Raw genomic sequence first — 26,663 nt, 5'->3', positions numbered from 1 at the left:
GTCAGGAGCCGCCGGATCCGGAGCCGATGCAACTGCGTGGCGGGTCGACGAGGGAGCAGAAGGCGGCCGCCTTCACGGGGCGGTAGTCGGGGGCCACTCCACCGGCCGCCACGAGGTCGCGATACGTCGCCACCGCGTCCGTCGGGCGACGAGTCAGCGCCGGATCGGTGAGGGCATCGACCGTGTACAGGCCGAATCGAGGCCGGTACGAACCCCATTCGTAGTTGTCGGTGATCGACCAGTAGTTGTAGCCGATGACGTCGGCGCCGTCCTCGCGAGCGCGCTCGATCCAGTAGACGTGATCGCGGAGATGATCGGACCGGGTGTAACCGTCGGGCCGGGCCTGTGCGTTGTCGGTGGGCATGCCGTTCTCGACGACGTAGAGCGGCATGTCCGGCAGCTTGCGGTGGTACGCCATGAGGGCGTGGTAGATCCCGTCCGGCTGCGGGTCGACGTCGTAGAAGCGGTCGGTGGCAGCGGCGATCGCGGAGACGTTGTCCAACGAGACGCCGTAGTAGTAGTCGATGCCGAGGAAGTCCAGCTTGTCGGTCACCCGGTCGACGAAGAGCGTGTCGAGCATGCCGAAGACGGCGGGGATGAATGCGAGGTTGCTGCCGACGCGGGCGGACGGGTCGAGCTGGTGGATGCGGTCGTAGATCGCCCGGTGGGCACGGGTCATACCGTCGAACATCCGGTGGACGTCCAGGAGTGAGATTCCGCCGAAGGTCAGCTCGCGCTGCGCGTACGTCGTGGGCTCGTTGAACGTGATCCAGATGGCCTCGGCGTCCTTGTAGCGGTCGACCACCTTCTCGGCGTTGAGCAGCCAGTCGTCGACGGTTCGCGGATCGGCCCATCCGCCCCGGTCCGCGACCCAGCCGGGGTACACCCAGTGATCGAGGGTGATCATCGGCGTCATGCCGTGACTGCGGATGCGACGCACGACGTCGTCGTAGTACGCGAATTCGGCCTCGTTCCACTGCCCGGGAGCAGGTTGGACGCGCGCCCACTCGATCCCGAAGCGGAATACGTCGACACCGAGCGCCGCGGCATTGTCGATGTCCTCGGCGTACCGGTGCCGGAAGTCGACCGCATCGCCGATCGCGTCGTGGGTCCTCCCGGATGCCGAATAGCGCGCCCAGTTGCTGTCCGGGGACGAGCCCTCCGACTGGAAGCCCGACGTGGCCACACCCCACAGGAAGTCGTCGCCGAGCGGGCCGGCGCCCGCGGCGGGCGCGGCGAGCAGTGTTGCGGACAGGGCCACGAGCGCGGCGCCGAGTGCGGTTCTCACGAGAACTCCTTCAGAAGACGGTGTCGACGTCGTGTGCGACGAGAAGGTCCATGCTGTATTCGGCCAGGGCCGCGATCGTCATCGACGGATTGCACGCGCCTGTCGATCCCGGGATACGCGCGCCGTCGAGGATGTAGAGGCCGCGTTGCCCGTGCACCCGTCCGGCGTCGTCGCAGACGGTCTCGAAGGGGGCGCCGCCGAGGGGATGGAAGGTGTTGGTGTCGAACGCGTTCACGTCGATCGCCGACACCCCGAACCCGGCGCCGACGATCTGTTCGATCCGAGCGCGGATCGCGTCGGTGAGCCCGCGATCGTAGGCCTGGTTCCAGGTGAGCACCGCGTCGTCGCGGGCGCTGTCGTAGTGCCAGCTTCCGAGTCCCTCCACCACGCCGTACCCGATGACGGACGTCGTGTGCAGATCGAGGGGGAACGGCACCGGCCCGAGGACGATCGTCAGGGCGCCGGCCGGGTTGTCCCAGTCCTTGACCCCGACGCACGCCGGACCGCCCTGCCACGCCCCGGGGCTGTCGAGCGCCCGGGTGACCATGAAGATGCGGTCGCCGTTGTTGCCCCAACCCGTTCCGATGCCGTCCGGCAGGTCGGGAATCGCGTTCTTCGCGCGGGCTTTGACGAGCAGTCGGGTGGTGCCGGGGGAACCGGCTCCGAGGAACAGCGCGTCGGAGACGACGCGTTTGCGCTCGAGCACGGTGCCGTCACGGCCGATCCGGTCGCAGTGCACGATCCAGGTGCCGTCGGCACCGCGCTCGATGTCGTTCACGCGGTGGAGCGGGGCAACCTCCACCTTGCCGGTCGCCTCGGCCGCTGCAAGGTAGGTGACGTCGACCGAGAACTTGCCACCGTTGTTGACGCCGTAGATGACGTCGCCGTTGGTGTACGACGGGCGCATCTCGCCACGCAGTTCCCGCCGCGCGAACTCCCAGTCGATCGGCATCGGTACCCGGAACGAGTGCAGGCCCTGCGCGTCGGCCATCTCCACGAACCGGCGCGACGAGCTGTACTGGGGGCTGTTCAACAGGTCGTCCGGGATCGTGGCGATCCGCAGCGTCCTCGCGACCCGCGGGTAGTACTCCGACGCCATCTGCTCGTAGTCGATGCGCGGCGAGACGCACTTCGCGAAGTTCTCGCCGTTCGGCTGCATCGTCATGCCGTGGTACACCAACGATCCACCGCCGACGCCGGCTCCGCACAGGATGTCCATGCCGTTGCCCGGGATGCGTTCCATGAGCCCGGTGAAAGGTGGGAACACCGCCGGGGGAGCGCCCGTCATCACCGGGTGGGGCTGCAGCCACGCGGAACGTTGGTCGGGAGACAGCATCCGCGGAAACGTCTCGGCGTTCGGGCCCGTCGGCCAGCGGATGCCGCGCTCGAGGACGACGGTGTCCACCCCGGCGCGCCCGAGATGCAACGCAGCGATCGCGCCCCCGAACCCGCTGCCGATCACGACGGCCCGGCGCCGCTCCTCGGTGACTGGGCGGGGCTGGGCTCCGGCGGGCGCCGAGATCGCGGCGGCGGTGGTGGCGACGGTCGCGGCCGCTGCGCCGCCGAGGAACGCGCGCCGCGACACGCGGTTAGTGGTGGAGTTCGAATCCGCGATCACGTCGGCTCCCTTACCTGGCTGTTCCGGGGACGGAAGCGGGGTGGCCGGCCCCGCAGGTCCGGACTCTAGGGTGGACACGTGTCCAGTGGGGTGTCTTTCGGACAAATCGCAGTTCAGGGCCGCCGCTCGCCGCGTCGGGAGGCCCGCTCGACGCGCGTGCGGGGCCGGAATGTAGGCAACTTGCGTCCATCGCGGATAATCGGTGTGAACCCCCGTTCTCCAGAGAGGACCTCTCATGCTCGCCCGCACCGACCTTCGTGGTCGTACCCCTTCCACCGCTGAGCTCCGGGGCGCGTTGCCCCGTGGCGGAGTGGACGTGGACGCGGTGCTGCATCAGGTCCGCCCCGTCGTCGAGGACATCCGCGATCGCGGCGCCGAGGCCGCGCTCGAGTACGGCGAGAAGTTCGACGGTGTCCGCCCCGGTACCGTGCGCGTCCCGCAGGCCGAGCTGGACCGTGCGCTCGCCGAACTCGACGCCGACGTCCGCGCCGCCCTCGAGGTGGCGATCGAACGGACCCGCAAGGTCCACGCCGACCAGCGCCGCACCGACACCGTGACCGATGTGGTCCCCGGCGGGACCGTCACCGAGCGCTGGGTTCCGGTCGAGCGCGTCGGTCTGTACGTGCCGGGCGGCAACGCGGTGTACCCGTCGTCGGTCGTGATGAACGTCGTGCCGGCGCAGGCCGCGGGAGTCGAGTCGCTGGTCGTGGCGTCGCCGCCGCAGGCTGCGTTCGGTGGCCTGCCGCACCCGACGATCCTGGCGGCGGCCGCGCTGCTCGGCGTCGACGAGGTGTGGGCCGTCGGCGGCGCGCAGGCCGTCGCGCTGCTCACCTACGGCGGTACCGACACCGACAGCGCTGAACTCGCGCCGGTCGATCTCATCACCGGACCCGGCAACATCTTCGTCACCGCCGCCAAGCGGCTGTGCCGTGGACTGGTCGGCATCGACGCCGAGGCGGGCCCCACCGAGATCGCGATTCTCGCCGATCACACCGCGGACCCCGTGCACGTGGCGGCTGACATGATCAGCCAAGCCGAGCACGACGTCATGGCTGCGAGCGTGCTGGTGACCACGTCGACCGATCTGGCCGACGCCGTCGACACCGCGCTGGCCGCGCAGCTCGAGATCACCAAGCACCGCGAGCGTGTCGAGACCGCGCTGCGCGGCAGCCAGTCGGGCACCGTGCTGGTGGACGACATCGCGGCCGGTCTGAAGGTCGTGAACGCCTACGCCGCCGAGCACCTCGAGATCCAGACCGAGAACGCGTCCGCGGTGGCGGCGCAGGTGCGCTCCGCCGGAGCGATCTTCGTCGGTCCGTGGGCTCCGGTGAGCCTCGGCGACTACTGCGCCGGCTCCAATCACGTGCTGCCCACCGCGGGCTGCGCGCGGCACTCGTCGGGTCTGAGCGTGCAGACGTTCCTGCGTGGCATCCACGTGGTCGACTACTCCGAGGCGGCCCTGAAGGACGTTGCCGGGCACGTCATCACGCTCGCCAACGCGGAGGATCTTCCGGCCCACGGCGAGGCCGTGCGTCTGCGGTTCGAGGCTCTCCAGTGAGCGCGGGGAACGTCCCCGGATCGACGGTCGGCATCGACGACCTGCCCATCCGGGAGAACCTGCGTGGTCAATCTCCGTACGGCGCACCGCAATTGACGGTGCCGGTACAGCTCAACACTAACGAGAATCCGCACCCGCCGTCGCAGGCCCTCGTCGACGACGTCGCCGAGGCCGTGCGCGCCGCGGCTGCGGACCTGCACCGCTACCCCGACAGGGATGCAGTGGCGCTGCGTACCGACCTGGCCGAGTACATGACCCGCCAGACCGGGGTTCCGCTCGACGTGTCCAATGTGTGGGCCGCCAACGGCTCCAACGAGGTGCTGCAGCAGTTGCTGCAGGCGTTCGGCGGCCCCGGCCGCAGCGCTATCGGTTTCGTGCCGTCGTACTCGATGCACCCGCTGCTCGTCGCCGGCACCCAGACCGAGTGGATCGCGGCTGCGCGACACGACGACTTCTCGCTCGACACCGCGACCGCGGTGCGGATCATCGAGGAGCGGCGTCCCGACGTCGTGTTCGTGACCAGCCCCAACAACCCGACCGGGCACAGCATCGGGCTCGAGGATCTGAAGCAGATCCTCGCGGCCGCGCCCGGCATCGTGATCGTGGACGAGGCGTACGCCGAGTTCTCGTCCGTGCCCAGCGCGGTGGGCCTGATCGACGAGTTCCCCACCAAGCTCGTGGTGAGCCGGACGATGAGCAAGGCCTTCGCGTTCGCGGGAGGCCGGCTGGGCTACCTGGTCGCGGCGCCGGCGTTCGTCGACGCGATGCTGCTGGTGCGCTTGCCGTATCACCTGTCGGTCGTGACGCAGGCGGCGGCGCGGGCGGCGCTGCGCCACGCCGACGAGACGCTCGGCAGCGTCGCGGAGCTCGCGTCGGAGCGGGATCGCGTGAGCGCCGAACTGACCGAGATGGGGTACGAGGTGGTCCCCAGCGACGCCAACTTCATCCTCTTCGGGCTCTTCGAGGATGCGGCCCGCACCTGGCAGCACTACCTCGACGAGGGCGTGCTGATCCGCGACGTCGGTATCGCCGGGCACCTGCGGGCCACGATCGGCCTGGCTGCCGAGAACGACGAGCTGCTGCGGGTCAGCAGGAAACTTGCCTCCACGGAGCTGGCGGCCACGGAAACGAAGGGATCCCGATGAGCGACCGGATCGCACGCGTCGAGCGGACCACCAAGGAGTCGAGCATCGTCGTCGAGCTGAACCTCGACGGAACGGGCAACGTGTCGGTGTCCACCGGGATTCCGTTCTTCGACCACATGCTCACCGCCCTCGGCGCGCACGCCAGCTTCGACCTGACGGTCGAGGCGAAGGGCGACGTCGAGATCGACGCCCACCACACCGTCGAGGACACCGCGATCGTGCTCGGTCAGGCGCTGGGGCAGGCGCTCGGCGACAAGCGGGGTATCCGCCGCTTCGGCGACGCGTTCATCCCGATGGACGAGACGCTCGCGCACGCGTCGGTCGATGTCTCCGGACGACCGTACTGCGTGCACACCGGTGAGCCGGAACACATGCTGCACAGCGTGATCGGCGGCTACCCGGGCGTGCCGTACTCGACCGTGATCAACCGGCACGTCTTCGAGTCGATCGCGCTCAACGCGCGCATCGCGCTGCACGTGCGGGTTCTGTACGGCCGCGACCAGCATCACATCACCGAGGCGGAGTTCAAGGCCGTCGCCCGCGCGCTGCGCGAGGCCGTCGAACCCGATCCGCGGGTGTCGGGCGTTCCGTCGACCAAGGGTGCGCTGTAGAACCATGAGCACGGTCTTCATCTACGTCCTGTTCCTCGCGGCAGGCTTCGCCATCGGCGGCGCGTACGCGATGTGGAAGGTCAACAAGCTGGCGTCGGGCGTGCTGGTGGCCCTGGCCGTCCTCGCCGCTGCGTCGGGAATCCTGCGGCTGATCTGATGCGTGAACTCCTGCGTACGCGCGGGATCCTGGTTGCTCTCCTCATGGGTGCCACCACGTTCGGCGGGTGGTCACTCCTGCTGCCCGTGGTCCCGTTGGCGATTGCCGACGGTGGCGGCTCCGACGCCGCGGCGGGTGCGTCGACGGCGGTCTTCATGGCCACCACCGTCGCGACCCAGCTGAAGGTGCCGGCACTGCTCCGTCGGTACGGGTACCGAGCTGTGCTGGCGGTCGGCTGTGTGCTCCTCGGCCCGCCGTCGCTCGCCTTCCTGTGGAGCACCGCAACCGGTCCTGCGCTCGTCATCTCGGCGGTCCGTGGTGTCGGCTTCGGCATGGTGACGGTCGCGGGTATCGGACTGTTGGCCGAGTTGGCGCCCCGAAACCTGTTGGGACGTGTCACCGGCGCCAACGGTGTGGCGATCGCGTCGGCCCAGATGATCGTGCTGCCCCTCGGCCTCGCACTGTACGAAGCCGGTCTCGATGCCGCGGTCTTCGTCCTCGGGGCGCTGATACCGACGTTGTCGCTGGTGTCGATATCGCGGCTACCGGTGGTGCCGAATCCCGGCCTGCCGGCGGGCCGCAAGGGTCTGTCGGTGAGTGTGCTGCTGATCCCGTGCCTGGCGATGCTGGTGGTCTCGGCCGCGTACGGCGGCATGTCGTCGCTGCTGCCGATCGCGACGGAGAGCCGCGCGGCGATCGCCGGGTTCGCGCTGTCGGCGTCCGCGGGTGCGATGCTCGTCGGTCGCTACGGCGCGGGCGTGATCGCGGACCGGATCGGCGCCGGGCGAACCCTGGTGCCCGCACTGGTCCTCGCGGCCGCCGGCATGGGCCTGCTGGCGCTGTCGGTGGCGGGCATCGGCGGTGACGGGGCGCTCGTCGTCGGGGCGATGGCGTTCGGTGCCGGATTCGGCGCCGTCCAGAACGAGGCGCTGCTGACGCTGCTGGCGTCCGCAGGGCCGGATCGGGTCGGCGCCGCCAGCGCCGCCTGGAACATCGCGTACGACGGCGGCACCGGTATCGGTGCGCTCGTCCTCGGCGTCGTCGCCGGTGCGTCGGGCTATCCGGCGGTGTTCGCGCTGTCGTCCGTCGTGGCGCTGGTGGTCGCCCCGATCGCCCTGGCTGTGCGCGGGGCGGGTCCCGCACACCGATAGAGTTTCCTCATGACCGCACGCAAGGTTGCCCTCCTCGACTACGGCTCCGGAAATCTCCACTCGGCGCAACGCGCCCTCGCTCGCACCGGCGCGCAGATCGAGGTGACCTCCGACCCGCAGGTGGCGCTCGCTGCCGACGGACTGGTGGTTCCCGGCGTCGGAGCGTTCGCGGCGTGCATGGAGGGACTGCTGGCGGTCCGCGGTGACCGGATCATCGGCCAGCGACTCGCGGGCGGACGCCCGGTCCTGGGCATCTGCGTCGGCATGCAGATCCTGTTCGAGCGCGGCGTCGAGTTCGGCGTCGAGGCGGACGGCTGCGGGGAGTGGCCGGGCACGGTCGAGCGTCTCGAGGCCGACGTGTTGCCGCACATGGGGTGGAACACCGTCGACGCACCCGAGGACAGTGTCCTGTTCGCGGGCATGGACCCGGAGACGCGCTTCTACTTCGTCCACTCCTACGGCGTGCGCAAGTGGGAACTGCCGCCGTCGGACATCATCGCTCCGCCCAAGCTGACGTGGGCCGAGCACGGCGACCGCTTCCTCGCCGCGGTCGAGAACGGCGCTCTCTCGGCCACCCAGTTCCACCCCGAGAAGTCCGGCGACGCCGGCGCCCAGTTGTTGGAGAACTGGGTCCGCAGTCTGTGACCCCCGACCGCGACGACCGCGCCGGCGGTGACCTGTCCATCGCCAGGCTCGCGCTCGCGACGATGGGCACCGCGGCCACCGTCCTGGTCGTGGTCGCGCTCGTCGTCGTGCTCGTGCAGCCGGGCCCGGTCGTCGGGCTCGGGATCGCCCTCGTCGGCGTCGTCGGGGCGATCGCGGGGATGGGTGTGGTGTCGAAACGTATGACCAATCGTGCGTACGGCGACCGGCGACGCCGACCCGACCAGCCCGGTGGCGACCCGAAGCCCGGACGAGACCGGTGACCCACTAGGATCGGCGCAGTGAGCCTGGTCCTTTTGCCTGCTGTAGATGTCGCCAACGGTGAAGCTGTTCGCCTCGTTCAGGGAGAGGCGGGGAGCGAGACCAGTTACGGTGCGCCCCGCGACGCTGCCCTGGCGTGGCAGAACGACGGTGCCGAGTGGGTGCATCTGGTCGATCTCGACGCCGCGTTCGGCCGCGGATCCAACCGTGAGCTGCTGGCCGCCGTCGTCGGCGAGCTCGACGTCAAGGTCGAGCTGTCCGGCGGTATCCGGGACGACGATTCCCTCGAAGCAGCCCTGGCGACCGGGTGCGCCCGCGTCAACCTGGGCACCGCGGCCGTCGAGAACCCCGAGTGGTGTGCGCGTGCCATCGCCAAGCACGGCGAGCGCATCGCCGTCGGCCTCGACGTCAAGCTGATCGACGGCGACTACCGCCTGCGCGGTCGCGGGTGGGTCTCCGACGGCGGCGACCTGTGGGAGGTCCTCGAGCGCCTCAACCGCGACGGCTGCTCGCGCTACGTGGTCACCGACGTCAGCAAGGACGGCACGCTGACGGGCCCGAACCTGGAACTGCTCAGCGCCGTGTGCGCGGCCACCGATGCCCCGGTCGTCGCGTCCGGTGGTGTCTCGACCATTGCGGACCTCGAGGCCATCGCCGGTCTCGTCGGCGAGGGTGTGGAGGGTTCGATCGTCGGAAAGGCGCTCTACGCCGGACGATTCACCCTGCCCGAGGCCCTGGCCGCGGTTTCGCGCTAGCAACGGCCGCCACGATGAGCCCGTCCCGGACACCGCTCGACCTGCTCGCGATCGCGAGCGAGGTTCTCGACGGCGCCCGGGAACGGTTCGTCGAGGGGCTGGGCGCGCCGAGTGCGGTTCGCAAGGGCCCCAAGGACTTTGCAACGGCCGTCGACCTCGAGCTCGAGAAGTCGGTGTCCGCGGAACTCGAACGCCGCACCGGTATCGAGGTCCACGGTGAGGAGTTCGGCGGTCCCGAGCTCGCGAGCGGTGACGTGTGGATCCTCGACCCGATCGACGGCACGTTCAACTACTCGGCGGGCCTGCCCATCGCGGGCATCCTGCTCGCGCTGCTGCGGGACGGCGTTCCCGTGCTGGGGTTGACCTGGTTGCCGCTGACGGGGGAGCGGTTCGCCGCCGCCGAGGGCGGGCCGTTGTACCGCAACGGGGTCGCCCTGCCGCCGCTCGAACGCAGCGAACTGTCGTCGGCGATGATCGGCTTCGGGGCGTTCAACCTCGACAGCCGCGGCCGCATCCCCGGCACGTACCGCTTCGAACTACTGGGCCGGCTCAGCCGCGTCTCGTCGCGGATCCGGATGCACGGGTCGACCGGGGCGGATCTCGCCTACACCGCCGCCGGAATTCTCGGCGGCGCCGTGGTGTTCGGTCACCATGTGTGGGACAACGCGGCCGGCGTCGCGCTGGTGCGGGCTGCCGGTGGCGTGGTCACGGATCTGCGCGGCGACGACTGGCACGTGGGCTCGCGATCCGTCCTCGCGGCGGCGCCCGGCGTGCACGGCGAGCTGCTCGACATTCTCCACTCTCTGGGTGATCCGGAGACGCGGCCTGAAGGAGGGCCACCACAATGACTTTGGCTGTTCGAGTGATCCCGTGCCTCGACGTCGACGCGGGCCGCGTCGTCAAGGGCGTCAACTTCGAGAACCTGCGCGATGCGGGTGATCCCGTCGAGCTCGCCGCGACGTACGACGCGCAGGGCGCGGACGAGCTGACCTTCCTGGACGTCACCGCCTCCAGCGGTGACCGCGGCACGATGCTCGACGTCGTCACCCGCACCGCCGAGCAGGTCTTCATCCCGCTCACCGTCGGTGGCGGCGTGCGCACGGTCGAAGATGTCGACCGCCTGCTGCGCGCCGGAGCCGACAAGGTCAGCGTCAACACCGCCGCGATCGCCCGCCCCGAGGTGCTGCGCGAGATGTCGGAGCGGTTCGGGTCGCAGTGCATCGTGCTGTCGGTAGACGCCCGCACCGTCCCCGTGGGTCAGGAGCCCACGCCGTCGGGCTGGGAGGTCACCACGCACGGCGGCAAGCGCGGCACCGGCATCGACGCCGTCGAGTGGGCGGTCCGGGGGGCCGAACTCGGTGTCGGTGAGATCCTGCTCAACTCGATGGACGCCGACGGCACCAAGGCAGGCTTCGACCTGAAGATGATCCGTGCCGTCCGGGCCGCGGTGCACGTTCCGGTGATCGCGAGCGGCGGCGCGGGCGCCGTCGAGCACTTCGCTCCCGCCGTCGATGCAGGCGCCGACGCCGTCCTGGCAGCGAGCGTGTTCCACTTCGGGGACATGACGATCGGGGACGTCAAGGCGTCCATGCGTGCAGAAGGGATCACCGTCCGATGAGCCTCGATCCGACGATCGCCGCCCGCCTCAAGCGTAACGAGGCCGGGCTGTTCAGTGCCGTCGCGCAGGAGAAGTCGACCGGCGACGTCCTGATGGTGGCGTGGATGGACGACGAGGCCCTGGCGCGCACGCTCGAGACCCGCAAGGGCACCTACTACTCGCGCTCGCGTCAGCAGTACTGGGTCAAGGGCGAGACGTCCGGCCACACCCAGTACGTGCACGAGGTCCGCTTGGACTGCGACGGCGACACGGTCTTGCTCATCGTCGACCAGGACGGCGCCGCGTGCCACACCGGCACGCACACGTGCTTCGACACCGACGTGCTGCTCGCAGCCGAGGACTGACGGCGCTCGATCCTCGATGGGGCCGATCATGTCCTGCGGAATCGAGCAGGCGGCGTCACGGCGACGGCGGCGAGAGCCACACCTGCGGACATCCAGAACGAGGTCGTGAGACCCGCCCGGTCTGCCACGAAGCCGAGCACGGGCGCGGCCGCGGCCTGGCCGACGGCGACGAGCAGGAACGCGAGCCCCACACCGGTGGCGGGTTGCGTGGGGTAGACGCGAGTGCTCCACACCAGCAGGACTCCCGTGACGGCGATGTAGACGGCACCGAACAGCGCCGAGGCCGCCACGGCGACGGCGGGCTGGCGGGAAGCCGCGGCCAGGAGGGCGGTCGCGGCGCACACCGCCGCGGTGGATATCGTCCAGGCGCGTTGCAGTCCCACCCGGCGCACCAACTCGCCGGCCACGGCCCCCAGTAGGCCCGACACTCCCAGCACGATCCATGCGGTCGTCGCCAACGTGCGGTCGTGACCTCCCACGGTGACGAGCAGTTCCTGACCGAAGGTCCACACGGCCGCCGTGGCGGCGCCCACTACGGCGGCGGCTCCGAGCATCCGGAGGGCTCCGGACGGGAACACCGCGTGCCGCGTCGTGGGCTCGTCGGTGCCTGCCGGCCCCGGTGCGTGGCCGACGGCGGACGGGACATGGATCCGCACCCACACGGTCACCGCCGCGGCGACGGCGGCGAACGCGAGCCATGCTGCCCGCCAACGGTCTTCGGCCAGCAAGGCGACCGGGCCGGAGATTGCGACGCCCAGGCCGGTGCCGGCGTTGACGATGGTCTGGATTCGGTCGCGGTGCCGCGGGACGACTCTCAGTGCGATCGCGTGGCCCAGTGGCGGGGACGCGACCCCGGTGCCGACTCCGGCGATGGTGACGCCGGCGGCCAGCACGACAGCGGTGGGGGCAACCGCGATGAGCGCGGTCCCCGCCGTCGCCAAGGAGCCCGCGGCGACGGCTACGGCGCGTGCGCCGAAGCGCGGCGTGCCCGTCGTCGCGGCGACCACACCCACGCAGTACGAGGCGTAGCCGGCCGCCGCGATCAGTCCCGTCTGGCCGGCCGTGAGGGTGAAGGACTCGCGGAACTCGGGCACGAACAACCCGTACGCGAAGCGCGCCAGGCCGTAACAGACTGCGATCAAGGACAGTCCCGCGCCGGCCAAACCTATTGTGCGCGTCGGTGAGAGCGTCGGATTGGAGCCGCCGACCGGTTGTGCCGGCTTCGTGAAGGACATGACATGACTCCCTTCGGTCGTCCGTGTGGAATCGGCGCCTGCCGGTTGGGTATACCGATCTGTGAAGTACGTGTTCTCACGCTAGGTATACTGGTCGGTGAAGTCAAGGAGGATGGTGTGATGGTGGCATCCGGGGGTCGGCTCACCGACGGGGCGCGTAAGATTCTCGACTCGGCATCGGAGCTGTTCTACCGCAACGGTATCCACGCGGTTGGGGTGGACGCGATCGCCGCCGGCGCGGGCGTCACCAAGCGCACCCTCTACGACCGATTCGGCTCGAAGGATGCGCTGGTGGTCGCCTACCTCACCGAGCGGGACAGGCGGTGGTGGGAGCGGTTCGAGGAGCGACTCGCGACGGCGCCGCGACCACGGGTCCTGGCCGTCTTCGATTCCTATCGCGCGGACGTCGACGAGGGGGACCGGGGTTGCGCCTTCATCAATGCGGCCGCCGAGCTGCCCTTCTCCCACCCGGCCTACGACGTCATCCGCGATCACAAGCAGCGTGTCCACGAACGGATGGCGCAGTTGGTCTCCGAGGACGGTGTCGCGGACGACCCGCGGGAGGTCGCGGAGCATCTCTACCTGTTGCTCGAGGGTGCGGTCTCTCACCGCGGGATCGACGGATCCGATCAGCGCCTGCGGCGAGCCGGAGAGCTCGCCGAGCGGATCCTGGCCGGATAGCGGCGCGGCGGCGTGCCCGAGGGCGCTTGCGGCACGTCGTGCCGCAAGTGATTGGCGCGGGAGGGATTCGGGTAGCCCACGGCGCGGACGAAGTTTCCCCTATGGCAAGCACTGCCGGAACGGAGAATGCGGTGACCGACACCTCGACGCTCGTCGTGCAGTTACGCACCCTGCTCGAGCTGACCAATTCCGAGATCCAATTGGCCGACACCCGCCGCGCGCAGGCGCGGACCGAGGCCGTGGCGACCGAACTCGCGCGCAACGCCGACAATGCGCGGGGACGGGCCGACGCAATCGAGCGAACTCTGCGGGACCTCGGTGGGCTACCCGCCCTGGTCGGCCCCATGGTCGGGCGGGCCACGGCCGTCCTGAAGGCACTGGCGGAACAGGCGCAGCCGTTCGAGGAAGCACTGCTGGCCGACCTCGCCCTCGAACACCAGTTGCTCGACCGCGCCCGGTATCTGAAGGCCGTGGCCACCGCGGAACGGCGCGAGGACGTCGCGAAGCTGGCAGACCGCCTGATCACAGCGCATTCGGCGACCGTGGAGTGGTTGACCACCGTGCTGGCGGAGGAGGCGCTCGGTGGTCCCGTGGCGCTGCGCCGAACCCCGGCGCAGGCGGTGGCCGGGGTGGCGGTGCGCTGGATGAACGCTCCCGTGTCCTGGTCGGCGCGAGGGATCGACCAGATGATGGACGCGGTGCGTTCCGCGGGTCCTCGTTCGATCAGCTGCTGAGCCGCGGGGCGTACGCCGGCGACGTGGCGACGCGCACGATCGCCGCAGGTCGTGACGGCGCCTTGGAGCGGGCCGAGGAGGTCACGCGTGATCGTGGGGTCGACGCGGTGGCCGACGCCCTGCACGGGGTACGGGCATCCACGGGCGCGCTGCGGCCCGACGAACTGCCGATCGCCGACTACGACGACATGAACGTCTCCCGCGCGGTGGCCGCGATCAAGGAACTGACGGATCCCGCCGATGTGCGCGTCATCGTCGCCTACGAGGAGGCGAACAAGAACCGGCACGGCGTCGTCTCTGCAGCTCAGACGCGCCTTGCCGCGATAGCGCAGGAGGTTGTCGGCGTCCGGTGACGGACGACGCCACCAGCTGCGCTGCTGAACCGATAACGCCTGACCGACGGCGTCCGAAGCCATGCGGCTGATCGCCAGGCTACTCGTCCGAAAAGGCGAGTGGATCGGCCGCGCGCAGGGCCGCATCAGTGGAAACATGGATGCGTGGCACACGACGGAGGCGACGAGGGCGGCAGCGCAGCGGCGACGCCGCGAAACGTGGACCGGCACGTACGGGTCGCGATCGAAGCCATGGCGCGGGACATGCGCGACGAGCACGCCAGCCTCGACGGCACGCTCGAGGTGATCACTCGCGCCGCGGTCGAGCTCGTTCCCGGGGCCGAGCACGCGGACATCACGCTGGCGGTGCGGGGCGGGCGTCTGGAATCGCGCGCCGGGACATCCGAGTTGCCGAGCCGGATCGACGACCTGCAACAGGAGGTCGACGACGGTCCGTGCCTGCAGGCGATCTGGGAGCACGAGACAGTTCGGGTGGACGACATGGCGCACGAGGGCCGGTGGCCGCGATTCGCGCCCCGTGCCGCGGACGCGGGGATCGGCTCGATGCTCGCCTTCCAGCTCTACACCACCGAGTCGAACCTGGGCGCGCTCAATCTGTTGAGTGCCTCTCCCCATGCGTTCGACGCCACCTCGGTGAGCGTCGGGGGTTCACTGGCCACGCATGCGGCGATCGCGGTGATCGCAGCCCAGCGCGAGGAGCAGTTCCGAGAGGCACTCCAGTCCCGGGACACCATCGGGCAGGCCAAGGGCATGCTCATGGAGAAATTCGCGGTGGACGCCGATCACGCGTTCGGCCTACTGCGCAAGTTGTCGCAGGAACGCAACGTGCCGCTCTACGACATCGCGCGCAAACTCACCGAGGGCGATGAACGCCCGGCCGTCTGACTCCGCCCGTCGGTCAGACCGATTCGGCGCTGCTCGCCGACTCGACGAACCGGGACCAGTACGGCACGCGGACGGTGATGGGCGAGAGAGACTTTCGGCCTCGGCCGGCAGGAAGCTCGTTGCGCAGATACTCGACGATCCTCGGGCGTCGCGGGCAAGCGTTCGTGGACGGAGGTGAACTCGGCGTCGGACAGGCCCGGTCCGAGCGCGACACCGGCCGCGTCGAGCAGTTCTGCCGCCTCGAACCCGATAGCTTCCATTCGAGCAGTGTCGCAGCCGCGTCGGCCGTGGGCGACAACCGATCCATCTTCAGTGACGGCCGGGGAGGTCGACTTCGGCGGGGGTCTTGTCGTCGCGTAGGCCCTTCCAGCTGGGATGTCGCAGACTGCCTCCGGTGTATTCGCGGTACTCGACGTCGCCCACCAGTTGGGGCTCGACCCAGTGCGCGTCTTTCGCGTCCCGGCTCGGGGGCGGCGCGGCAAGCGGGCTCGTGGGCCGCTCGAGCGTGGCCAGTTGCTCGCGCAACGATCGGCGCAGTGCGGTGGTGAAGCCGGTGCCGACATGTCCGATGTAGACGAGGCGACCATCGTCGTCGTATGCGCCGAGCAGTAGAGAGCCGACTCCGTGACGTGCTGCGCCGCTGCCGTCGACCCAGCCCACGACGACGGCCTCGGTGCTCTTGCGCAGTGGAGTCTTGATCCACTCCGGCGCGCGTCGACCCGGCCGGTAGGTGGAGTCGACGCGCTTGGCGACCACGCCCTCGAGGTGGTGTTCGCGGGCCAGGTCGAGCATCCGGTGGCCGTCCACGCCGGTCCAGAACGGCGGAACCTGCACTTGCCGCCCTGATATCCGGAGGTCGTCGAGCATCCGGCGCCGCTCCAGGTACGTCCGGCCGATGGTCGATTCGCCATCGAGGGCCAGGACGTCGAACGCGTAGTAGATGACCGGAAAGTCGTTGCGTAACTGTGTCGTAGGACGAGCGACGTGCATCCGGCGTTGCAGCCGACCGAACGACGGCCGACCCTTCGCGTCGAGCGCCACGATCTCGCCGTCCAGGACGACGGCATGGTCGTCGACGGCCTCGGCTATCGGCCCGGTCAGTTCAGGAAACGCCGTGGTGATGTCGTTGCCGTTGCGGCTGAAGAGTCGGACACCGCCATCGCGAACATCGGTGACGGCGCGTTGTCCGTCCCACTTCATCTCGAACGCCCAGCCCTCACCGGCCGGAGGCTCGCCGAGCGTGGCGAGCATCGGCGCGGGAGGAGTCGGCGCGGCACTCATACTCCCGATTCTGGCCGGTCTCGCGCACCCGGCGGGGCGGGACCGCGAAAGATGCGGTGAGCGATGGCCGAGACGCGGTTTGCGGGTATGCGAGGGCGCCGTCGAATCTCGGCGCCCGGCACACGTCGTTGACGCGTCGGTTCGAGGAGTCTGCGGCGACACCTCACGGTCGGGACGAGAGGAGGACGCGTCCCATTCGTTCGATCCGGATGCCCCGGTGTGGGGGTGAGCGCGAGGGCGCGGCCCGACTGCTCCTCGGCCGAAACTCAGCGGACATTTCGTCGAGGGAATCTGCGTCGTTGACGTCTACTACAAGGAGGGGCGGCGCCCCAAACTCGCCGGGCACATTCGGTGTAGCGAACCATGAGGATTCACATGCGGGGACTGTGGCCGAGGATGCACCGGCGATGCCTGTGAAGTAATGGTTGTTATGTACCCATCCATTGCGTCAGGGTGTGTGGCTATGCGTGAGATCGAGACTTGGAACACGGTGTCCTCGCACTGTACGAGTGCGGGATGGGTGCGGTATCAGCGAAGCGATTGCGGCAACTGGCGAGTTGTGGGTCCGGATGATCGGGTAGGACTCGCACCGGCGGTATCCGCCCGATGGCCAGGTCAAGTATGGCCTCGGCTGCGATGACGGCGGACAGCATCCGTATTGCCGCATCGAGCGCTGCAATAGGCACGGCGTCCGTTTCGGCTGGTATCCACGAACACCCGATTGCACCCTGCCCTATCGCATTCGCCCAGGCGGCCACCTGCCGCCTCAACCGTGAAGAACGCAAGCCCACCCGCAGTGACCGCCATCACGCGCCCAACGAGGTCGTCTCCGTCCGGTGTGAAGTGCAAGTGCGGGCGACGACCGCCGTGCGTCGTCAGATACACACTGCCGACCCCGTCGACCAGAAGCGCATTGACGGCCTGGCACCGAAGCTCCTCGTTCTGGGCGACGAATACCTCTCGGAGTCGAAAGGCCCATCGGCGCAGTGCCGTCGACGTCCTTTCGTCCACGTCTGGCCATCGGATGGTGTGGTTGTCCAAAACCGCCTCGACACCCGGGATCGTCCATCGGTCCTCTCGCTGAAGGTTGACAAGGTCCGCGGCCAGGAGCGCGCCAGTCATGTTGTCATGATTGAATTGCATGAGCTGATTGCATCACAGCGGGGCGTGTATCTGATCTCTCCGCGTCTCCCCGTGCAGTCGGCGAGGACTGTCCGGCGGCACAATCTCGCGCAAGGACCCGACATATCATCGCAGCCCGTCGCCACAGCTATTTGTGCGTCCACTCCGGTGTTGCCCGTGACTACTACGGTGGCCCGGCCCCTTGGTCGGTTTCGATGTCCTGCATCGCGTCGAGTGGAACTCGAGCCGTTCCTTGCTCAAAGGGTTGGGATTGTGCTCACTTCCATCAAGGGCAACTCGCGGCCGGGAACCAACGTGGACGCGACACTGCCGATTCTGACCGCTCCCATCGCGCGATAGAACGGTTCGGCACGGGGTTCCGACTCGATCGCGAGCCGGCGAAACCCGGCCTGGTGTGCAGTGTTGAGTGCGTGGCGAAAAAGCTCTGTGCCGATGCCGCCGCCAATAGCCTCCGGGGCAACGAAGAGCATCCCCAACTCGCCGTCGGGCGGGGTCCCGTCAACGGTCACGAATCCGACGACGGTGCCGCACGATTCGGCTACTGCAGTCCTTCGGATCAAGACGTCGGTGCCATTCAGCGTCAACTCGTGTCGACACAGTTCGAGGAACTCGTCGCTATAACCCCAGAAGCCCTTGGAACGCATGGCGAGCTCGCTGAGCAGCACGGAATCCTCCGATTGGCCCGGCCTGATAACGACATTCATCGCACCATTCTTACAGCTGCGTGATCTCCTCACGGACGAGGACCCGACCCCGACGGCTTCCGGAGAGCGCATGGCGAGACGGTGAGGCTGGAGCGACGCGAGGTTCAGGTGCTGGCCACTGGTTCGTCGAGATCGGTAAGGCTCGGCCGAAGGTGTGAACTGCGACACGCGAAAACCACTGGCGCACAGTTCGAGACAGGGTTCAAACGGACGTTTGTTTCCATCTCGTTGACGTCGGTAAGGATGTTGTTACCCCGAGCGATTCGGGCTCCGATCCGTCCTAGCATCGGCGTGTCCGTTGATCGATGTCTCGAGGTGTCATGTGAAGTCTTTCCATCGCAGGGTATTGGTACCTGTTCTCGCTGTGGCCTTTTCCGGTGCCGTCGCGCTGTCCCCGTCCATCGATGCGCCGGCTCGGGCGGCGACCATCGGGGCCCCCGGCTGGCTCGGCTCCACCGGTTCGCTGGGCTCTCTCGGCGGATCCCTCGAGGACCCGTCGAACGCGGCGGTCGCTCAGCGGCTCGGCGCCATCATGGCGGAGCAGGGGGTTCCCGGCGCCCAGGTCATCTACGCGGACCGTGGGACCGAGCGCGAATTCGACTACGGGGTGGCGAATGCTGCCACGGGTAGGCCGGTGACTGCCGAGACAGTGTTCGAGGCGGCATCGCTGACGAAGGTGGTCGCCTCGTACGTCGTGCTGCAATTGGTGGACGAGGGGTTGCTCGATCTGGACACACCGCTGTCGGAGTACTTCGACTACTCGCGGATCGCGGGAGATCCGGCGGCGCAACGGATCACCGGGCGGATGGTACTGACGCACACGTCCGGCCTCCCGAACTGGGCGACCGGACCGTCCAGCCCGGAGTTCGAGACCACACCGGTCAGCACCACCTTCGAACCCGGGACCCAGTGGTCGTACTCCGGGGAGGGCTTCTACTACCTGCAGAAGACCGTCGAATCGCTGACCGGCCAATCGTTCGACCAACTGGTTCGGGAGCGGGTCTTCGAGCGATTCGGGATGACGGGAAGCGATCTCGTCACCAATCCTGCGTTCGACGCAGTCACATCGGTCGGCCACACCGCCGACGGCGCCGCCCGGCCGGTACGCAACTTCCCCCGCGCGAACATCGCCTACACCCTGCGGACCACGGCGGGTGACTACGACAAGTTCCTTCGCGGCGCGCTGCTGGACGGCGAGGGCCTCGAACCTGCCACGCGCCAGATGATGTTCACTCCCTTCGGTAGTGCCGACCACGGCGGCAGCGACCAGGACGCGATCGACCACATCAAGTGGGGCCTCGGTATCGGGCTGCAGAGCAATGAACTCGGGGACGCGATCTGGCACTGGGGCGACAACGGCCCGTACAAGGCCTTCTTCATCGCCTATCCCGAAACCGGCCGCAGTCTTGTGATCATGACGAACAGCGAGAACGGTCTGAACGCAGTAGACGACGTGGTTCGCGAATTCTTCGGATCGAACACGATGTACGCGACCAGGTGGATCAAGGAAGCCGAGTAGGCGGCCTCGCGACTCGCCGGCCGAGAAGAGTCGATGTCGGCGGCCACGCCCGCGTACGCACGAACCTCCAAGTTGTATCGTGATACAAATTGTATCCGTGTACAAGTTAGGGGGAAGCGACGTGCGGTCCATGACGAGGGCGGAAGTGCGTGCCTCTATCGTCAATCTCGATCCGGTGCAGAAGAGAGTGCACCTACCGGTCGGATTCGACGAGGTGCGTTGGCCGCGCATCGACTACCTCGGCTGGCGAGACCTGCGGGCTCCGCTGCGGGTCTATCTGGTCGCCGACGTCGAGGGCGAGGCGCTCGGTGTGATGCTCCGGCAGAACCCGAATCAAGCCGCACATTCCTCGCGCGCGGTGATGTGCGACCTGTGTCGGTTTGCGCGGCGGTTCAACGAGGTGTCACTCTTCACTGCCCCGCGCCCGTCCCGCGACAAGCGTCAGCGGTTGAGTACGCTCGGGCTTCACGTCTGCACCGACCTCGACTGCAGTGTGAACGTCCACAGCAAGCCGATCGTCGGCCCACTCGATCCTCCGGCCGAGGAGACGATCGAACGGCGTCGGCAGGGCCTCCGCGAACGAACGGCTGCCTTCCTGAAGTCGGCGTCCCATCCCGAGCGAGAAGCACGACGGAGGCAATGATGGCGTATCTGGCACGTGCGGAGCGTCGACGCTCGATCGTCGAAGCGGCTGCGGCCATCGTGGCGAAGGAAGGCCTCAGTGCTGTTACGGCCCGTACGGTGGCGGAGCAACTCGGTGGTTCGCAGGGGCAAATCCACCATCACTTCTCGTCGACCGATGAACTTGCCGCGGAAGCGTGGCGCCAATACTCCGCTAGCGAGATCGACGCCTATGAAGGCGAAGTACAGGGACTCGAACCGATCGACGCCTTGATCGAGTTCTTTCGCGATCTGCTGGGTGGAACGGATGGCCGGTCGATGGCCAGATGGGCCGAGGCGGCGGCCCATGCGCAGCTACGGAAGCCGATCGCAGACAGCTACATCGAGTCGCTGTCCCGGTTGACCGAAGTACTCGCAGCCGTTTTGTGCCGCCGGAACGCGGACTTCACGCATGCCCGTGAGGCGGCGGGCCGGTTGCTGATGCTGGCCGTCGGTCTCGCCGGAATGGTCCGCATCACTGACGCTCCGCCGATTTCCGTGTCCTCCGTCATGCTCACGGCGATCCGGGCCGAGTGCGAATGAATCGGGCACTGCTACGCCGTGCGCGCAGGGGCGCGTCGCCGGGTCGATTCGCGGCCGGCGAGAGGAGAATGTGACCTTCAGGTGATGCCGCTGTGTCCCGTTCGACTGCAGGACACGCGCATGCTGGAACCTCGAACCCGTACCTCGAGGAAGAGGGTCGGCATGAACACTCATCGACTGCCGCTCGACCGTGCGCACACCACCCGGGAGCATCCGGGCGAATCGATCGACGACACGAGGAACTGGCCCGGGCTGGGACTGATCGGCCTCGGTATAGCCACACTCGGGATGGCGCTGGTCGCTGCCGGCTACGGGTTCGAGGGCTGGGCCGTCATCGCAGGCACGGCATGCGCGCTGTTCTTCATGGCGGGGGCGAGCATCGTGGTGGCCGAGCATGCGCACGTGAAGCACATGGAGCATCGGCACCTGAGAGATCACCTCGGGCACTGAGCCTCGAATTCGCCCGGCACGCCGACGGGTCCGAGGTTCACCGCCGCGTCTTCTCGCCCAGCAGGATGTGGACCGCGTGAGGCCGACGGCTTCTCTACGTTCGTTCGGTATGAACGAGCAACGCAGCGAGTGGTCCGATCGCCAACAGATCCACGACGTCGTCCTGCGGTACTGCCGCGGAATCGACCGGCTGGACTTCGACCTCGTCCGGTCGGCGTATCACCCGGACGGAATCGATCATCACACCGGGTTCGAGGGCACCCTGGACGAGTACATCGCCTGGGTCGAGCCCAAGCTGCGCGCCCGGCGCGGTGGGACGATGCACATGGTCGGCAACCATCTGGTCGAACTGCTCGGCGACACCGCCATCAGCGAGACGTACGGGACGTCGGTTCACTGGGGTGAGCCGGCCGACGATCCGCGGACGAATTTCACCAGCGGCGTGCGGTTCATCGACCACATGGAATGGCGGGACGGTCGCTGGGCCATCGCCGAGCGGTGGGCCACCCGGGAGTGGACGCGGTCGGACGCCGGCCGGTTCATGCCGAAGGAGGGCGCCGGACCGTCCGGCAGCAGGGACGGCGACGATCCGCTGATCCGGCTGCAGCGCAGGCTGTACGGGGCGGAGGCACGGGCATGAAGGTGGGTATCAGCTCGCCGATCGTGGCGCTCGCGGGCAACCGACCCGAGTGGGAGGCCGCCGCCGGTACCGCCGAACTGGTCCGGGTGGCGCAGGCTGCCGACCGCCTCGGGTTCGAGTTCATGACGTGTGGGGACCACGTGGCGGTCCCACCGGGTCTGCCGCGCGGAGAACGCTTCTACGATCCGCTCGCGACGTTCTCGTTCCTGGCCGGGCAGACACACCGGCTGCGATTCCTGCCGTACGTGCTGGTGTTGCCGTTCTATCACCCCCTGGAGATCGCCAAGCGGTACGGGACGCTCGATCACCTCAGCGGCGGGCGACTGATCCTGGCGTTCGGTGTCGGGAACCTGAAGGAGGAGTTCGACATGCTCGGGGTTCCCTTCGAGGACCGTGGACCGCGCGCCGACGACGCCCTGCGGGCCCTGCGCGCGGCGTTGTCCGGCCGCGTGGTGTCCTATGAGGGGCCGTACCACTCGTTCCTGGACATGGTGGTCGACCCGCACGCCGCGCAGGCGCGGGTTCCGATGTGGATCGGGGGGCACAGCGAGCGTGCACTGCGCCGGGCCGTGACCCTCGCCGACGGCTGGGCGCCGGCGCCGCAGGCCTTCCGCGGTCCCAGTCCCGAGCTGATGCGCGAGATGCTCGACCGGCACGAGTTGCCCGACGATTTCGACGTCGTCTTCTCGCCGAACCAACGGCTCGATCCCGTCGACGCTCCCGGCCAGGTGGCCGACGTGATCGCCACGGCGGAGAAGGCGGGCGCCACACAGATCAACCTGACGGTCCGCCACGACTCCCTCGGGCACTACCTCGAGCAGCTCGCGGCGTTCGCGGAGATTGCCGGCCTCGACATCCGATCGGGCTAGCGTCCGCCCGAGCCGGTGACGGCGCCGACCGGCCGCTGCTTCGATCCGATCCCCACCGCGGAAGCGAGTCGGCCGGTCGTCGACGTGGTTGTGCAGCAGTGGGATTGGTGTGAGTCGGCGTCGTGGGCGCGTCGAAAACTCGACCCGGAATCCTCTTGGCACTCTCGGTCGGGGAGTGCTAAATTTCATGGTGCACACGTTGTTCGGATGCCCGTCGACGTGACGGGCACTGGAAAGCTCGGGAGGTGTTCTGCTGTGCTTCGCTTCGATCCCTTCACCGATGTCGACGCACTCACTCGCAGCCTGATGTCCAACGCCGTGGGTACCTCGCGTGTCCCGCAGTTCATGCCCATGGACCTGTATCGGGTAGACGACCACTATGTGCTCCACGCCGATCTGCCCGGCGTCGACCCCGGCTCGGTCGACGTCGACGTCGAGAACGGCACGCTCACGCTGACCGCGCATCGCAGCGCGCCCTCGGCGGAGCACGTCCAGTGGCTCGCGTCGGAAAGGTTCACCGGAACCTATCGTCGGCAGTTGTCACTCGGCGACGGCGTCGACGCCGAGAACATCTCTGCCACCTACGAGAACGGTGTCCTGACCGTGATGATCCCGGTCGCCGAACGGGCCAAGCCACGGAAGATCGAGGTCACTCGTCTCGCATCCGACACCCAGCACACCATCGAGGCGGGGACGGGGGAGACGTCGACCTGACCCGACGGCACAGCTGCGTCCGGCGTAGCACCTCGCGGATCGGATGAAGCCGCGGCAGGGGTTCGATCCGGTCTGATGCGGGTGGCGTCCCGGCCCGTAGGACGCGGGCCGGGACTCCGTTGGTCAGTGTCGTTGATGGTGTCGGCGCGGCGCTGTTCGAAAGGACCGGGTGTGTGCACCTGCGACGGCGGGAGACACGAGCGTGCGTGGACGGTAGGCCTCGTGCGCGGTGGCCCGGTCCGGTACCGGGCCACCCCGCAGACGGATTCCGCAGATCAGCTGCGGGTGACACGGACTCTTCCGGCGGTCACCCGCGTGCGGAGATGCAGTGGTTCCGATCCAACAGGCCGGTGTTCGAGGACCGCTGCCGCGATCGGATCGGCCAGTACCGTACGTACAGTGCGTCGCAGCCCGCGCGCGCCGTAGACGGGGTCGAAGCCCTGACCGCAGAGCAGCGCGACGACGTCGGGTCCGATCTCCACGCTGATCGACCGCCTGGCCAGCCGGCGTGCGACCACGTCGATCTCGAGACCGGCAACCTCGCGGGCGGTCGCATCGTCGAGTCCGTTCAGCACCACGGTTTCGTCGAGGCGGTTGAAGAACTCCGGATCGAAGAAGCGCTCGACGGCGCGCCGGACAACTTTCTCGTCGTCCGGCGGGTGTCGGCGGCCCAGCCGCCCCCACAGGGTGCGGCGGCGGGCGGCCAGTTCGACGGACCCGAGATTCGACGTCAGGAACACGTAGCTGTTGCGGAACGAGATTGTCTGCTGCCCGTTCGCCAGCTGGAGCACGCCGTGGTCGAGAATCTGCAGCAGTGCACGTAGGACCGTCGTGTCGGCCTTCTCCACCTCGTCGAACAGGACGATCCCAGGTGTGTACGGATCGCCTTCGATGGCGCCGCGGTCGAACAGGGTGAACGATTCCTTGCTGCCGGCGTATCCGGGAGGCGCGCCGGAGAAGGACGCCGCGTAGTGTTCCTGCGCAAGCGCGTTCATGTCGATTCGGCACATATCGTCCGGTCCGGAGCGCAGCGCGGCGGCGACTTGTCGTACCAGTTCGGTCTTGCCGACACCGGTCGGTCCGGTAAGGAGGATGTTCGCGAGCGGGCGGGACGGATCGTTGGCGCCTACCGAGGCCAACGAGACCGCCCGTACGACGGCATCGATTGCGTTGCGTTGTCCGACGATCCGCGAACCGAGGCGGTCGGCGAGTGCGGTGGGATCGAAAGCGCCGACGGGCCGGAGTGGCGGTGCCACCACATCCGTGGGCGCTCGGTTCTGCTCGTGGAACATGTCTGTGAGATAGGGCATGGCGGACCTCCTCGTCAGGCCTCGGAGGTCTGTTCGACGGGCAGCGATCCCACCCTGCAATCCGCAACGCCGACAGTGTCTCTCGTGATCGACTCGACGCGCTCTCGGGCCTTCTCGGCATCGGTGACCCACAGCTTGTAGAACTCGAAGGGGCAATCCGCCACGCCCTTGTCGCCGTCACCTGCAGCGTGAATGCCGGAGTAGCCGCGATGCAACAACTTGAACAGGTGGTTCTGGGACTGGTCGTTCTCGCGGGCGTCTCGAATGGCGGAGACCGACAACTGTGCGTACTGGATGCCGTACTCCTCCTCGCCTGTCTCGCCGAGGGTGCGGCCGTCGAACCCGATGATCGCCGAGTGGCCGAAATACGAATACACTCCGTCGAATCCGGCGGCGTTCGCTACGGCGACGTAGCAGTTGTTCGCCCACGCCATGGCCTTCGACATGAGGACCTGTTGGTCCTTCGCCGGATACATGTACCCTTGGCAGCGCACGATCAGTTCGGCGCCCTTCATTGCGCAGTCCCGCCAGATCTCGGGGTAGTTGCCGTCGTCGCATACGATGAGCGAGATCTTCAAGCCCTTCGGCCCCTCGGTCACGTGTGTGGTGTCGCCCGGATACCAGCCTTCGATCGGGCACCACGGCAGGATCTTTCGGTACTTCTGCACGATCTCGCCCCTGTTGTTCACGAGGATCAGGGTGTTGTAGGGCGGCTTGTTCGGGTGTTCTTCGTGCTGCTCGCCGGTGATCGAGAAGACGCCCCAGGTGTCGGCTTCGCGGCACGCGGCCGAGAAGATCGCGGTCTCGTCGCCGGGAATCGTTGCCGCCGTCTCGTACATCTCTCGTTCGTCGTACATGATTCCCTGCGTGGAGTACTCAGGGAACACCACCAGGTCGAGCCCCGGCAGTCCCGACTTCATGCCGATCATCATGTCGGCGATTCGTCGTGCGTTGTCGAGGACTCCGGCCTTGTCGTGCAGTCGAGGCATCTTGTAATTCACCACCGCCACTCCGACGGTGTCGTTGCTCGAGGAGATATCTCCGTGTCGCATGATCGTTCCTCTCGTTGATTGCGTTGCAGGGCAGAGTTAGTGGGGGTTGAGGTGGAGTTCGGCAGTATCGGGCACCCGGCGCCGGGCGGCTGGCAGGCCCAGGGTCGCGGCGACTGCGACGAGCGCTGCCAGCCCGGCGGCCCACAGTGCCGCAGCACCAGATGAGCTCGGAAGATTGCCCGTCAGCGCCAGGAACGCAGGAAGCGTGCAGGTGGGTTGGCTGAGTAGTAGGGCCGTCCAGCCCGTGAATCGGGTGAGTTCCTCCCGTCCGGCGCCGAGGACCAGGAAGAACAGGGTCCAGAGCCCGGCCCAGGCCAGCCAGATGACACCGAACACGGGGTCGTCGACGATGCTGAAGGAGATGAGGCTGTAGGCACCCGCTGCGGCGGCGACGAAGATCGAGAACCAGCCGACGCCACGAGGATCGAGCCCGGCGAGGTTGCCGATCCCGACGTACAGGTACGTGAAGCCGAACAGGTACAGACCCGACGCGGCGAGGGTCACCGCGGAGTCGCCGTCCGCCTGTATGAGCATCGCCGTCGGGACGATGCACTGGAGCGCCCCGACGAACAGGTTCAGGATCGCCGCCGATCTCGGTGGCACCGCTCCGAGCAGCATCAGCCCGTTCACGAACAGGACCGCACCCACGTACAGCAGACCGACACTGCCCATCGGACACCTCAGAGCACTTTCAAATGGAATGATTTCAAATGAAAGTAAG

General features: G+C 68.0%; 29 protein-coding genes and 1 pseudogene. 21 read left to right on the top strand and 9 right to left on the bottom strand.

The features are described 5' to 3' along the window. Position 1 precedes the first annotated feature (1 nt). Together C7H75_RS14210 and C7H75_RS14205 are read right to left on the bottom strand one after the other, a co-directional pair. Positions 2–1,288 carry a glycoside hydrolase family 1 protein gene (locus C7H75_RS14210; protein WP_081181615.1) on the bottom strand — a complete coding sequence of 429 codons (1,287 nt, stop codon included), beginning with the start codon at positions 1,286–1,288 and terminating at the stop codon, positions 2–4. A gap of 10 nt (positions 1,289–1,298) precedes the next feature. Further along, on the bottom strand, positions 1,299–2,906 hold the full coding sequence (locus C7H75_RS14205; RefSeq protein WP_084968427.1) for a GMC oxidoreductase: 1,608 nt from the start codon (positions 2,904–2,906) through the stop codon (positions 1,299–1,301). Between the two features lie 235 nt (positions 2,907–3,141). Here C7H75_RS14205 and hisD point away from each other — a divergent pair, with 235 nt between their 5' ends. From hisD to hisI, 11 genes are read left to right on the top strand one after another with little or no spacing between them, the layout of a single operon-like run. Further along, positions 3,142–4,464, top strand: coding sequence for a histidinol dehydrogenase (gene hisD / locus C7H75_RS14200; RefSeq protein ID WP_106851482.1), 1,323 nt, complete (start codon positions 3,142–3,144; stop codon positions 4,462–4,464). After that, positions 4,461–5,609: a histidinol-phosphate transaminase gene (locus tag C7H75_RS14195; protein WP_005512667.1), complete on the top strand. Its 1,149-nt coding sequence runs from the start codon at positions 4,461–4,463 to the stop codon at positions 5,607–5,609. The genes hisD and C7H75_RS14195 overlap by 4 nt, the downstream gene beginning before the upstream one ends. Beyond that, complete coding sequence (gene hisB, locus C7H75_RS14190) at positions 5,606–6,220, top strand: imidazoleglycerol-phosphate dehydratase HisB (RefSeq protein WP_013416286.1); 615 nt, start codon at positions 5,606–5,608, stop codon at positions 6,218–6,220. Before C7H75_RS14195 ends, hisB begins: the two co-directional genes overlap by 4 nt. A gap of 4 nt (positions 6,221–6,224) precedes the next feature. Next, on the top strand, positions 6,225–6,377 hold the full coding sequence (locus C7H75_RS25985) for a CG2302 family histidine operon protein (RefSeq protein WP_005512670.1): 153 nt from the start codon (positions 6,225–6,227) through the stop codon (positions 6,375–6,377). Next, positions 6,377–7,528: an MFS transporter gene (locus tag C7H75_RS14185; protein ID WP_005512671.1), complete on the top strand. Its 1,152-nt coding sequence runs from the start codon at positions 6,377–6,379 to the stop codon at positions 7,526–7,528. The genes C7H75_RS25985 and C7H75_RS14185 overlap by 1 nt, the downstream gene beginning before the upstream one ends. Positions 7,529–7,537: 9 nt before the next feature. Further along, positions 7,538–8,173 (top strand): imidazole glycerol phosphate synthase subunit HisH, encoded by a 636-nt coding sequence (gene hisH, locus C7H75_RS14180; RefSeq protein ID WP_005512672.1) that lies wholly within the window; start codon positions 7,538–7,540, stop codon positions 8,171–8,173. After that, the gene (locus tag C7H75_RS14175) at positions 8,170–8,454 is read left to right on the top strand and encodes a hypothetical protein (protein ID WP_005512673.1); all 285 of its coding nucleotides are present in this window, start codon (positions 8,170–8,172) and stop codon (positions 8,452–8,454) included. The genes hisH and C7H75_RS14175 overlap by 4 nt, the downstream gene beginning before the upstream one ends. A gap of 18 nt (positions 8,455–8,472) precedes the next feature. After that, complete coding sequence (gene priA, locus C7H75_RS14170) at positions 8,473–9,207, top strand: bifunctional 1-(5-phosphoribosyl)-5-((5-phosphoribosylamino)methylideneamino)imidazole-4-carboxamide isomerase/phosphoribosylanthranilate isomerase PriA (protein ID WP_005512674.1); 735 nt, start codon at positions 8,473–8,475, stop codon at positions 9,205–9,207. Positions 9,208–9,221: 14 nt separating this feature from the next. After that, positions 9,222–10,055, top strand: a complete 834-nt coding sequence (locus C7H75_RS14165; protein ID WP_084845048.1) for an inositol monophosphatase family protein — start codon at positions 9,222–9,224, stop codon at positions 10,053–10,055. Then, entirely contained in the window at positions 10,052–10,825 is a 774-nt protein-coding gene (hisF, locus tag C7H75_RS14160) for an imidazole glycerol phosphate synthase subunit HisF (protein ID WP_106851481.1), read from the top strand. Before C7H75_RS14165 ends, hisF begins: the two co-directional genes overlap by 4 nt. Beyond that, positions 10,822–11,169 carry a phosphoribosyl-AMP cyclohydrolase gene (gene hisI, locus C7H75_RS14155; RefSeq protein WP_005512677.1) on the top strand — a complete coding sequence of 116 codons (348 nt, stop codon included), beginning with the start codon at positions 10,822–10,824 and terminating at the stop codon, positions 11,167–11,169. The genes hisF and hisI overlap by 4 nt, the downstream gene beginning before the upstream one ends. A 26-nt stretch (positions 11,170–11,195) precedes the next feature. On the opposite strand, the gene C7H75_RS14150 is transcribed toward hisI, so the two are convergent. Then, positions 11,196–12,404 carry a YbfB/YjiJ family MFS transporter gene (locus C7H75_RS14150; protein ID WP_106851480.1) on the bottom strand — a complete coding sequence of 403 codons (1,209 nt, stop codon included), beginning with the start codon at positions 12,402–12,404 and terminating at the stop codon, positions 11,196–11,198. Between the two features lie 120 nt (positions 12,405–12,524). Between C7H75_RS14150 and C7H75_RS14145 the strand changes: the two genes are divergently transcribed. From C7H75_RS14145 to C7H75_RS14135, 3 genes and pseudogenes are all read left to right on the top strand, one after another. Continuing rightward, on the top strand, positions 12,525–13,085 hold the full coding sequence (locus C7H75_RS14145; protein WP_005512679.1) for a TetR/AcrR family transcriptional regulator: 561 nt from the start codon (positions 12,525–12,527) through the stop codon (positions 13,083–13,085). A gap of 101 nt (positions 13,086–13,186) precedes the next feature. Then, positions 13,187–14,172 (top strand): annotated as a pseudogene (locus C7H75_RS14140) (ferritin-like domain-containing protein). Between the two features lie 231 nt (positions 14,173–14,403). Next, the gene (locus C7H75_RS14135) at positions 14,404–15,057 is read left to right on the top strand and encodes a GAF and ANTAR domain-containing protein (RefSeq protein WP_175271969.1); all 654 of its coding nucleotides are present in this window, start codon (positions 14,404–14,406) and stop codon (positions 15,055–15,057) included. A 309-nt stretch (positions 15,058–15,366) separates the two neighbouring features. Here the strand turns inward: C7H75_RS14135 and ligD are convergent, their stop codons facing one another. From ligD to C7H75_RS14115, 3 genes are all read right to left on the bottom strand, one after another. Further along, positions 15,367–16,338 (bottom strand): non-homologous end-joining DNA ligase, encoded by a 972-nt coding sequence (gene ligD, locus C7H75_RS14125; RefSeq protein WP_106851478.1) that lies wholly within the window; start codon positions 16,336–16,338, stop codon positions 15,367–15,369. 615 nt (positions 16,339–16,953) lie between these two features. Next, positions 16,954–17,145, bottom strand: coding sequence for a CGNR zinc finger domain-containing protein (locus tag C7H75_RS26215; RefSeq protein WP_231849606.1), 192 nt, complete (start codon positions 17,143–17,145; stop codon positions 16,954–16,956). A 572-nt stretch (positions 17,146–17,717) separates the two neighbouring features. Further along, positions 17,718–18,185: a GNAT family N-acetyltransferase gene (locus tag C7H75_RS14115; protein ID WP_041674282.1), complete on the bottom strand. Its 468-nt coding sequence runs from the start codon at positions 18,183–18,185 to the stop codon at positions 17,718–17,720. 364 nt (positions 18,186–18,549) lie between these two features. Here C7H75_RS14115 and C7H75_RS14110 point away from each other — a divergent pair, with 364 nt between their 5' ends. The 7 genes from C7H75_RS14110 to C7H75_RS14080 all read left to right on the top strand — a co-directional run bounded on the left by C7H75_RS14110 (position 18,550) and on the right by C7H75_RS14080 (position 23,580). Beyond that, positions 18,550–19,704 (top strand): serine hydrolase domain-containing protein, encoded by a 1,155-nt coding sequence (locus C7H75_RS14110; RefSeq protein WP_233281764.1) that lies wholly within the window; start codon positions 18,550–18,552, stop codon positions 19,702–19,704. Positions 19,705–19,849: 145 nt separating this feature from the next. Next, positions 19,850–20,347 (top strand): FBP domain-containing protein, encoded by a 498-nt coding sequence (locus tag C7H75_RS14105; RefSeq protein WP_022596381.1) that lies wholly within the window; start codon positions 19,850–19,852, stop codon positions 20,345–20,347. Further along, on the top strand, positions 20,344–20,907 hold the full coding sequence (locus C7H75_RS14100) for a TetR/AcrR family transcriptional regulator (RefSeq protein ID WP_049799517.1): 564 nt from the start codon (positions 20,344–20,346) through the stop codon (positions 20,905–20,907). Before C7H75_RS14105 ends, C7H75_RS14100 begins: the two co-directional genes overlap by 4 nt. 162 nt (positions 20,908–21,069) lie before the next feature. Further along, positions 21,070–21,357, top strand: coding sequence for a hypothetical protein (locus C7H75_RS14095; protein WP_005512691.1), 288 nt, complete (start codon positions 21,070–21,072; stop codon positions 21,355–21,357). A 109-nt stretch (positions 21,358–21,466) separates the two neighbouring features. Next, on the top strand, positions 21,467–21,997 hold the full coding sequence (locus tag C7H75_RS14090) for a nuclear transport factor 2 family protein (RefSeq protein WP_041674281.1): 531 nt from the start codon (positions 21,467–21,469) through the stop codon (positions 21,995–21,997). After that, on the top strand, positions 21,994–22,866 hold the full coding sequence (locus C7H75_RS14085; RefSeq protein ID WP_013416268.1) for an LLM class F420-dependent oxidoreductase: 873 nt from the start codon (positions 21,994–21,996) through the stop codon (positions 22,864–22,866). Before C7H75_RS14090 ends, C7H75_RS14085 begins: the two co-directional genes overlap by 4 nt. A 255-nt stretch (positions 22,867–23,121) precedes the next feature. Continuing rightward, on the top strand, positions 23,122–23,580 hold the full coding sequence (locus C7H75_RS14080) for an Hsp20/alpha crystallin family protein (protein WP_013416267.1): 459 nt from the start codon (positions 23,122–23,124) through the stop codon (positions 23,578–23,580). A gap of 275 nt (positions 23,581–23,855) precedes the next feature. Here the strand turns inward: C7H75_RS14080 and C7H75_RS14075 are convergent, their stop codons facing one another. Genes C7H75_RS14075 through C7H75_RS14065 form a run of 3 tightly spaced genes read right to left on the bottom strand, consistent with a single transcriptional unit; the run spans position 23,856 to position 26,614 of the window. Further along, complete coding sequence (locus tag C7H75_RS14075; protein ID WP_106851476.1) at positions 23,856–24,890, bottom strand: AAA family ATPase; 1,035 nt, start codon at positions 24,888–24,890, stop codon at positions 23,856–23,858. Positions 24,891–24,904: 14 nt separating this feature from the next. After that, complete coding sequence (locus tag C7H75_RS14070) at positions 24,905–25,942, bottom strand: aliphatic amidase (protein WP_013416265.1); 1,038 nt, start codon at positions 25,940–25,942, stop codon at positions 24,905–24,907. A gap of 36 nt (positions 25,943–25,978) precedes the next feature. Further along, entirely contained in the window at positions 25,979–26,614 is a 636-nt protein-coding gene (locus C7H75_RS14065) for an AmiS/UreI family transporter (RefSeq protein WP_106851475.1), read from the bottom strand. Between the last annotated feature and the right edge of the window lie 49 nt (positions 26,615–26,663).

The sequence above is a fragment of the Rhodococcus (subgen. Prescottella) equi genome, from assembly GCF_003013675.1.
Classification (GTDB): Bacteria; Actinomycetota; Actinomycetes; order Mycobacteriales; family Mycobacteriaceae; genus Prescottella; species Prescottella equi.
The sequence above is the reverse complement of the archived record's forward strand: the minus strand, read 5'-3'. Positions and strand labels throughout refer to the sequence as shown.

Bases quoted from the DNA above. Each gene is read 5' to 3' on its own strand.
- C7H75_RS14185 (WP_005512671.1), top strand. From the start codon at position 6,377: ATGCGTGAACTCCTGCGTACGCGCGGGATCCTGGTTGCTCTCCTCATG.
- C7H75_RS14135 (WP_175271969.1), top strand. From the start codon at position 14,404: ATGGCGCGGGACATGCGCGACGAGCACGCCAGCCTCGACGGCACGCTC.
- hisH (WP_005512672.1), top strand. From the start codon at position 7,538: ATGACCGCACGCAAGGTTGCCCTCCTCGACTACGGCTCCGGAAATCTC.
- C7H75_RS14085 (WP_013416268.1), top strand. From the start codon at position 21,994: ATGAAGGTGGGTATCAGCTCGCCGATCGTGGCGCTCGCGGGCAACCGA.
- C7H75_RS26215 (WP_231849606.1), bottom strand. From the start codon at position 17,145: ATGGCGGTCACTGCGGGTGGGCTTGCGTTCTTCACGGTTGAGGCGGCA.
- C7H75_RS14150 (WP_106851480.1), bottom strand. From the start codon at position 12,404: ATGTCCTTCACGAAGCCGGCACAACCGGTCGGCGGCTCCAATCCGACG.
- C7H75_RS14145 (WP_005512679.1), top strand. From the start codon at position 12,525: ATGGTGGCATCCGGGGGTCGGCTCACCGACGGGGCGCGTAAGATTCTC.
- C7H75_RS25985 (WP_005512670.1), top strand. From the start codon at position 6,225: ATGAGCACGGTCTTCATCTACGTCCTGTTCCTCGCGGCAGGCTTCGCC.
- hisD (WP_106851482.1), top strand. From the start codon at position 3,142: ATGCTCGCCCGCACCGACCTTCGTGGTCGTACCCCTTCCACCGCTGAG.
- C7H75_RS14095 (WP_005512691.1), top strand. From the start codon at position 21,070: ATGAACACTCATCGACTGCCGCTCGACCGTGCGCACACCACCCGGGAG.
- C7H75_RS14165 (WP_084845048.1), top strand. From the start codon at position 9,222: ATGAGCCCGTCCCGGACACCGCTCGACCTGCTCGCGATCGCGAGCGAG.
- C7H75_RS14115 (WP_041674282.1), bottom strand. From the start codon at position 18,185: ATGAATGTCGTTATCAGGCCGGGCCAATCGGAGGATTCCGTGCTGCTC.
- hisB (WP_013416286.1), top strand. From the start codon at position 5,606: ATGAGCGACCGGATCGCACGCGTCGAGCGGACCACCAAGGAGTCGAGC.
- ligD (WP_106851478.1), bottom strand. From the start codon at position 16,338: ATGAGTGCCGCGCCGACTCCTCCCGCGCCGATGCTCGCCACGCTCGGC.
- C7H75_RS14075 (WP_106851476.1), bottom strand. From the start codon at position 24,890: ATGCCCTATCTCACAGACATGTTCCACGAGCAGAACCGAGCGCCCACG.
- hisF (WP_106851481.1), top strand. From the start codon at position 10,052: ATGACTTTGGCTGTTCGAGTGATCCCGTGCCTCGACGTCGACGCGGGC.
- C7H75_RS14065 (WP_106851475.1), bottom strand. From the start codon at position 26,614: ATGGGCAGTGTCGGTCTGCTGTACGTGGGTGCGGTCCTGTTCGTGAAC.
- C7H75_RS14100 (WP_049799517.1), top strand. From the start codon at position 20,344: ATGATGGCGTATCTGGCACGTGCGGAGCGTCGACGCTCGATCGTCGAA.
- C7H75_RS14090 (WP_041674281.1), top strand. From the start codon at position 21,467: ATGAACGAGCAACGCAGCGAGTGGTCCGATCGCCAACAGATCCACGAC.
- hisI (WP_005512677.1), top strand. From the start codon at position 10,822: ATGAGCCTCGATCCGACGATCGCCGCCCGCCTCAAGCGTAACGAGGCC.
- C7H75_RS14070 (WP_013416265.1), bottom strand. From the start codon at position 25,942: ATGCGACACGGAGATATCTCCTCGAGCAACGACACCGTCGGAGTGGCG.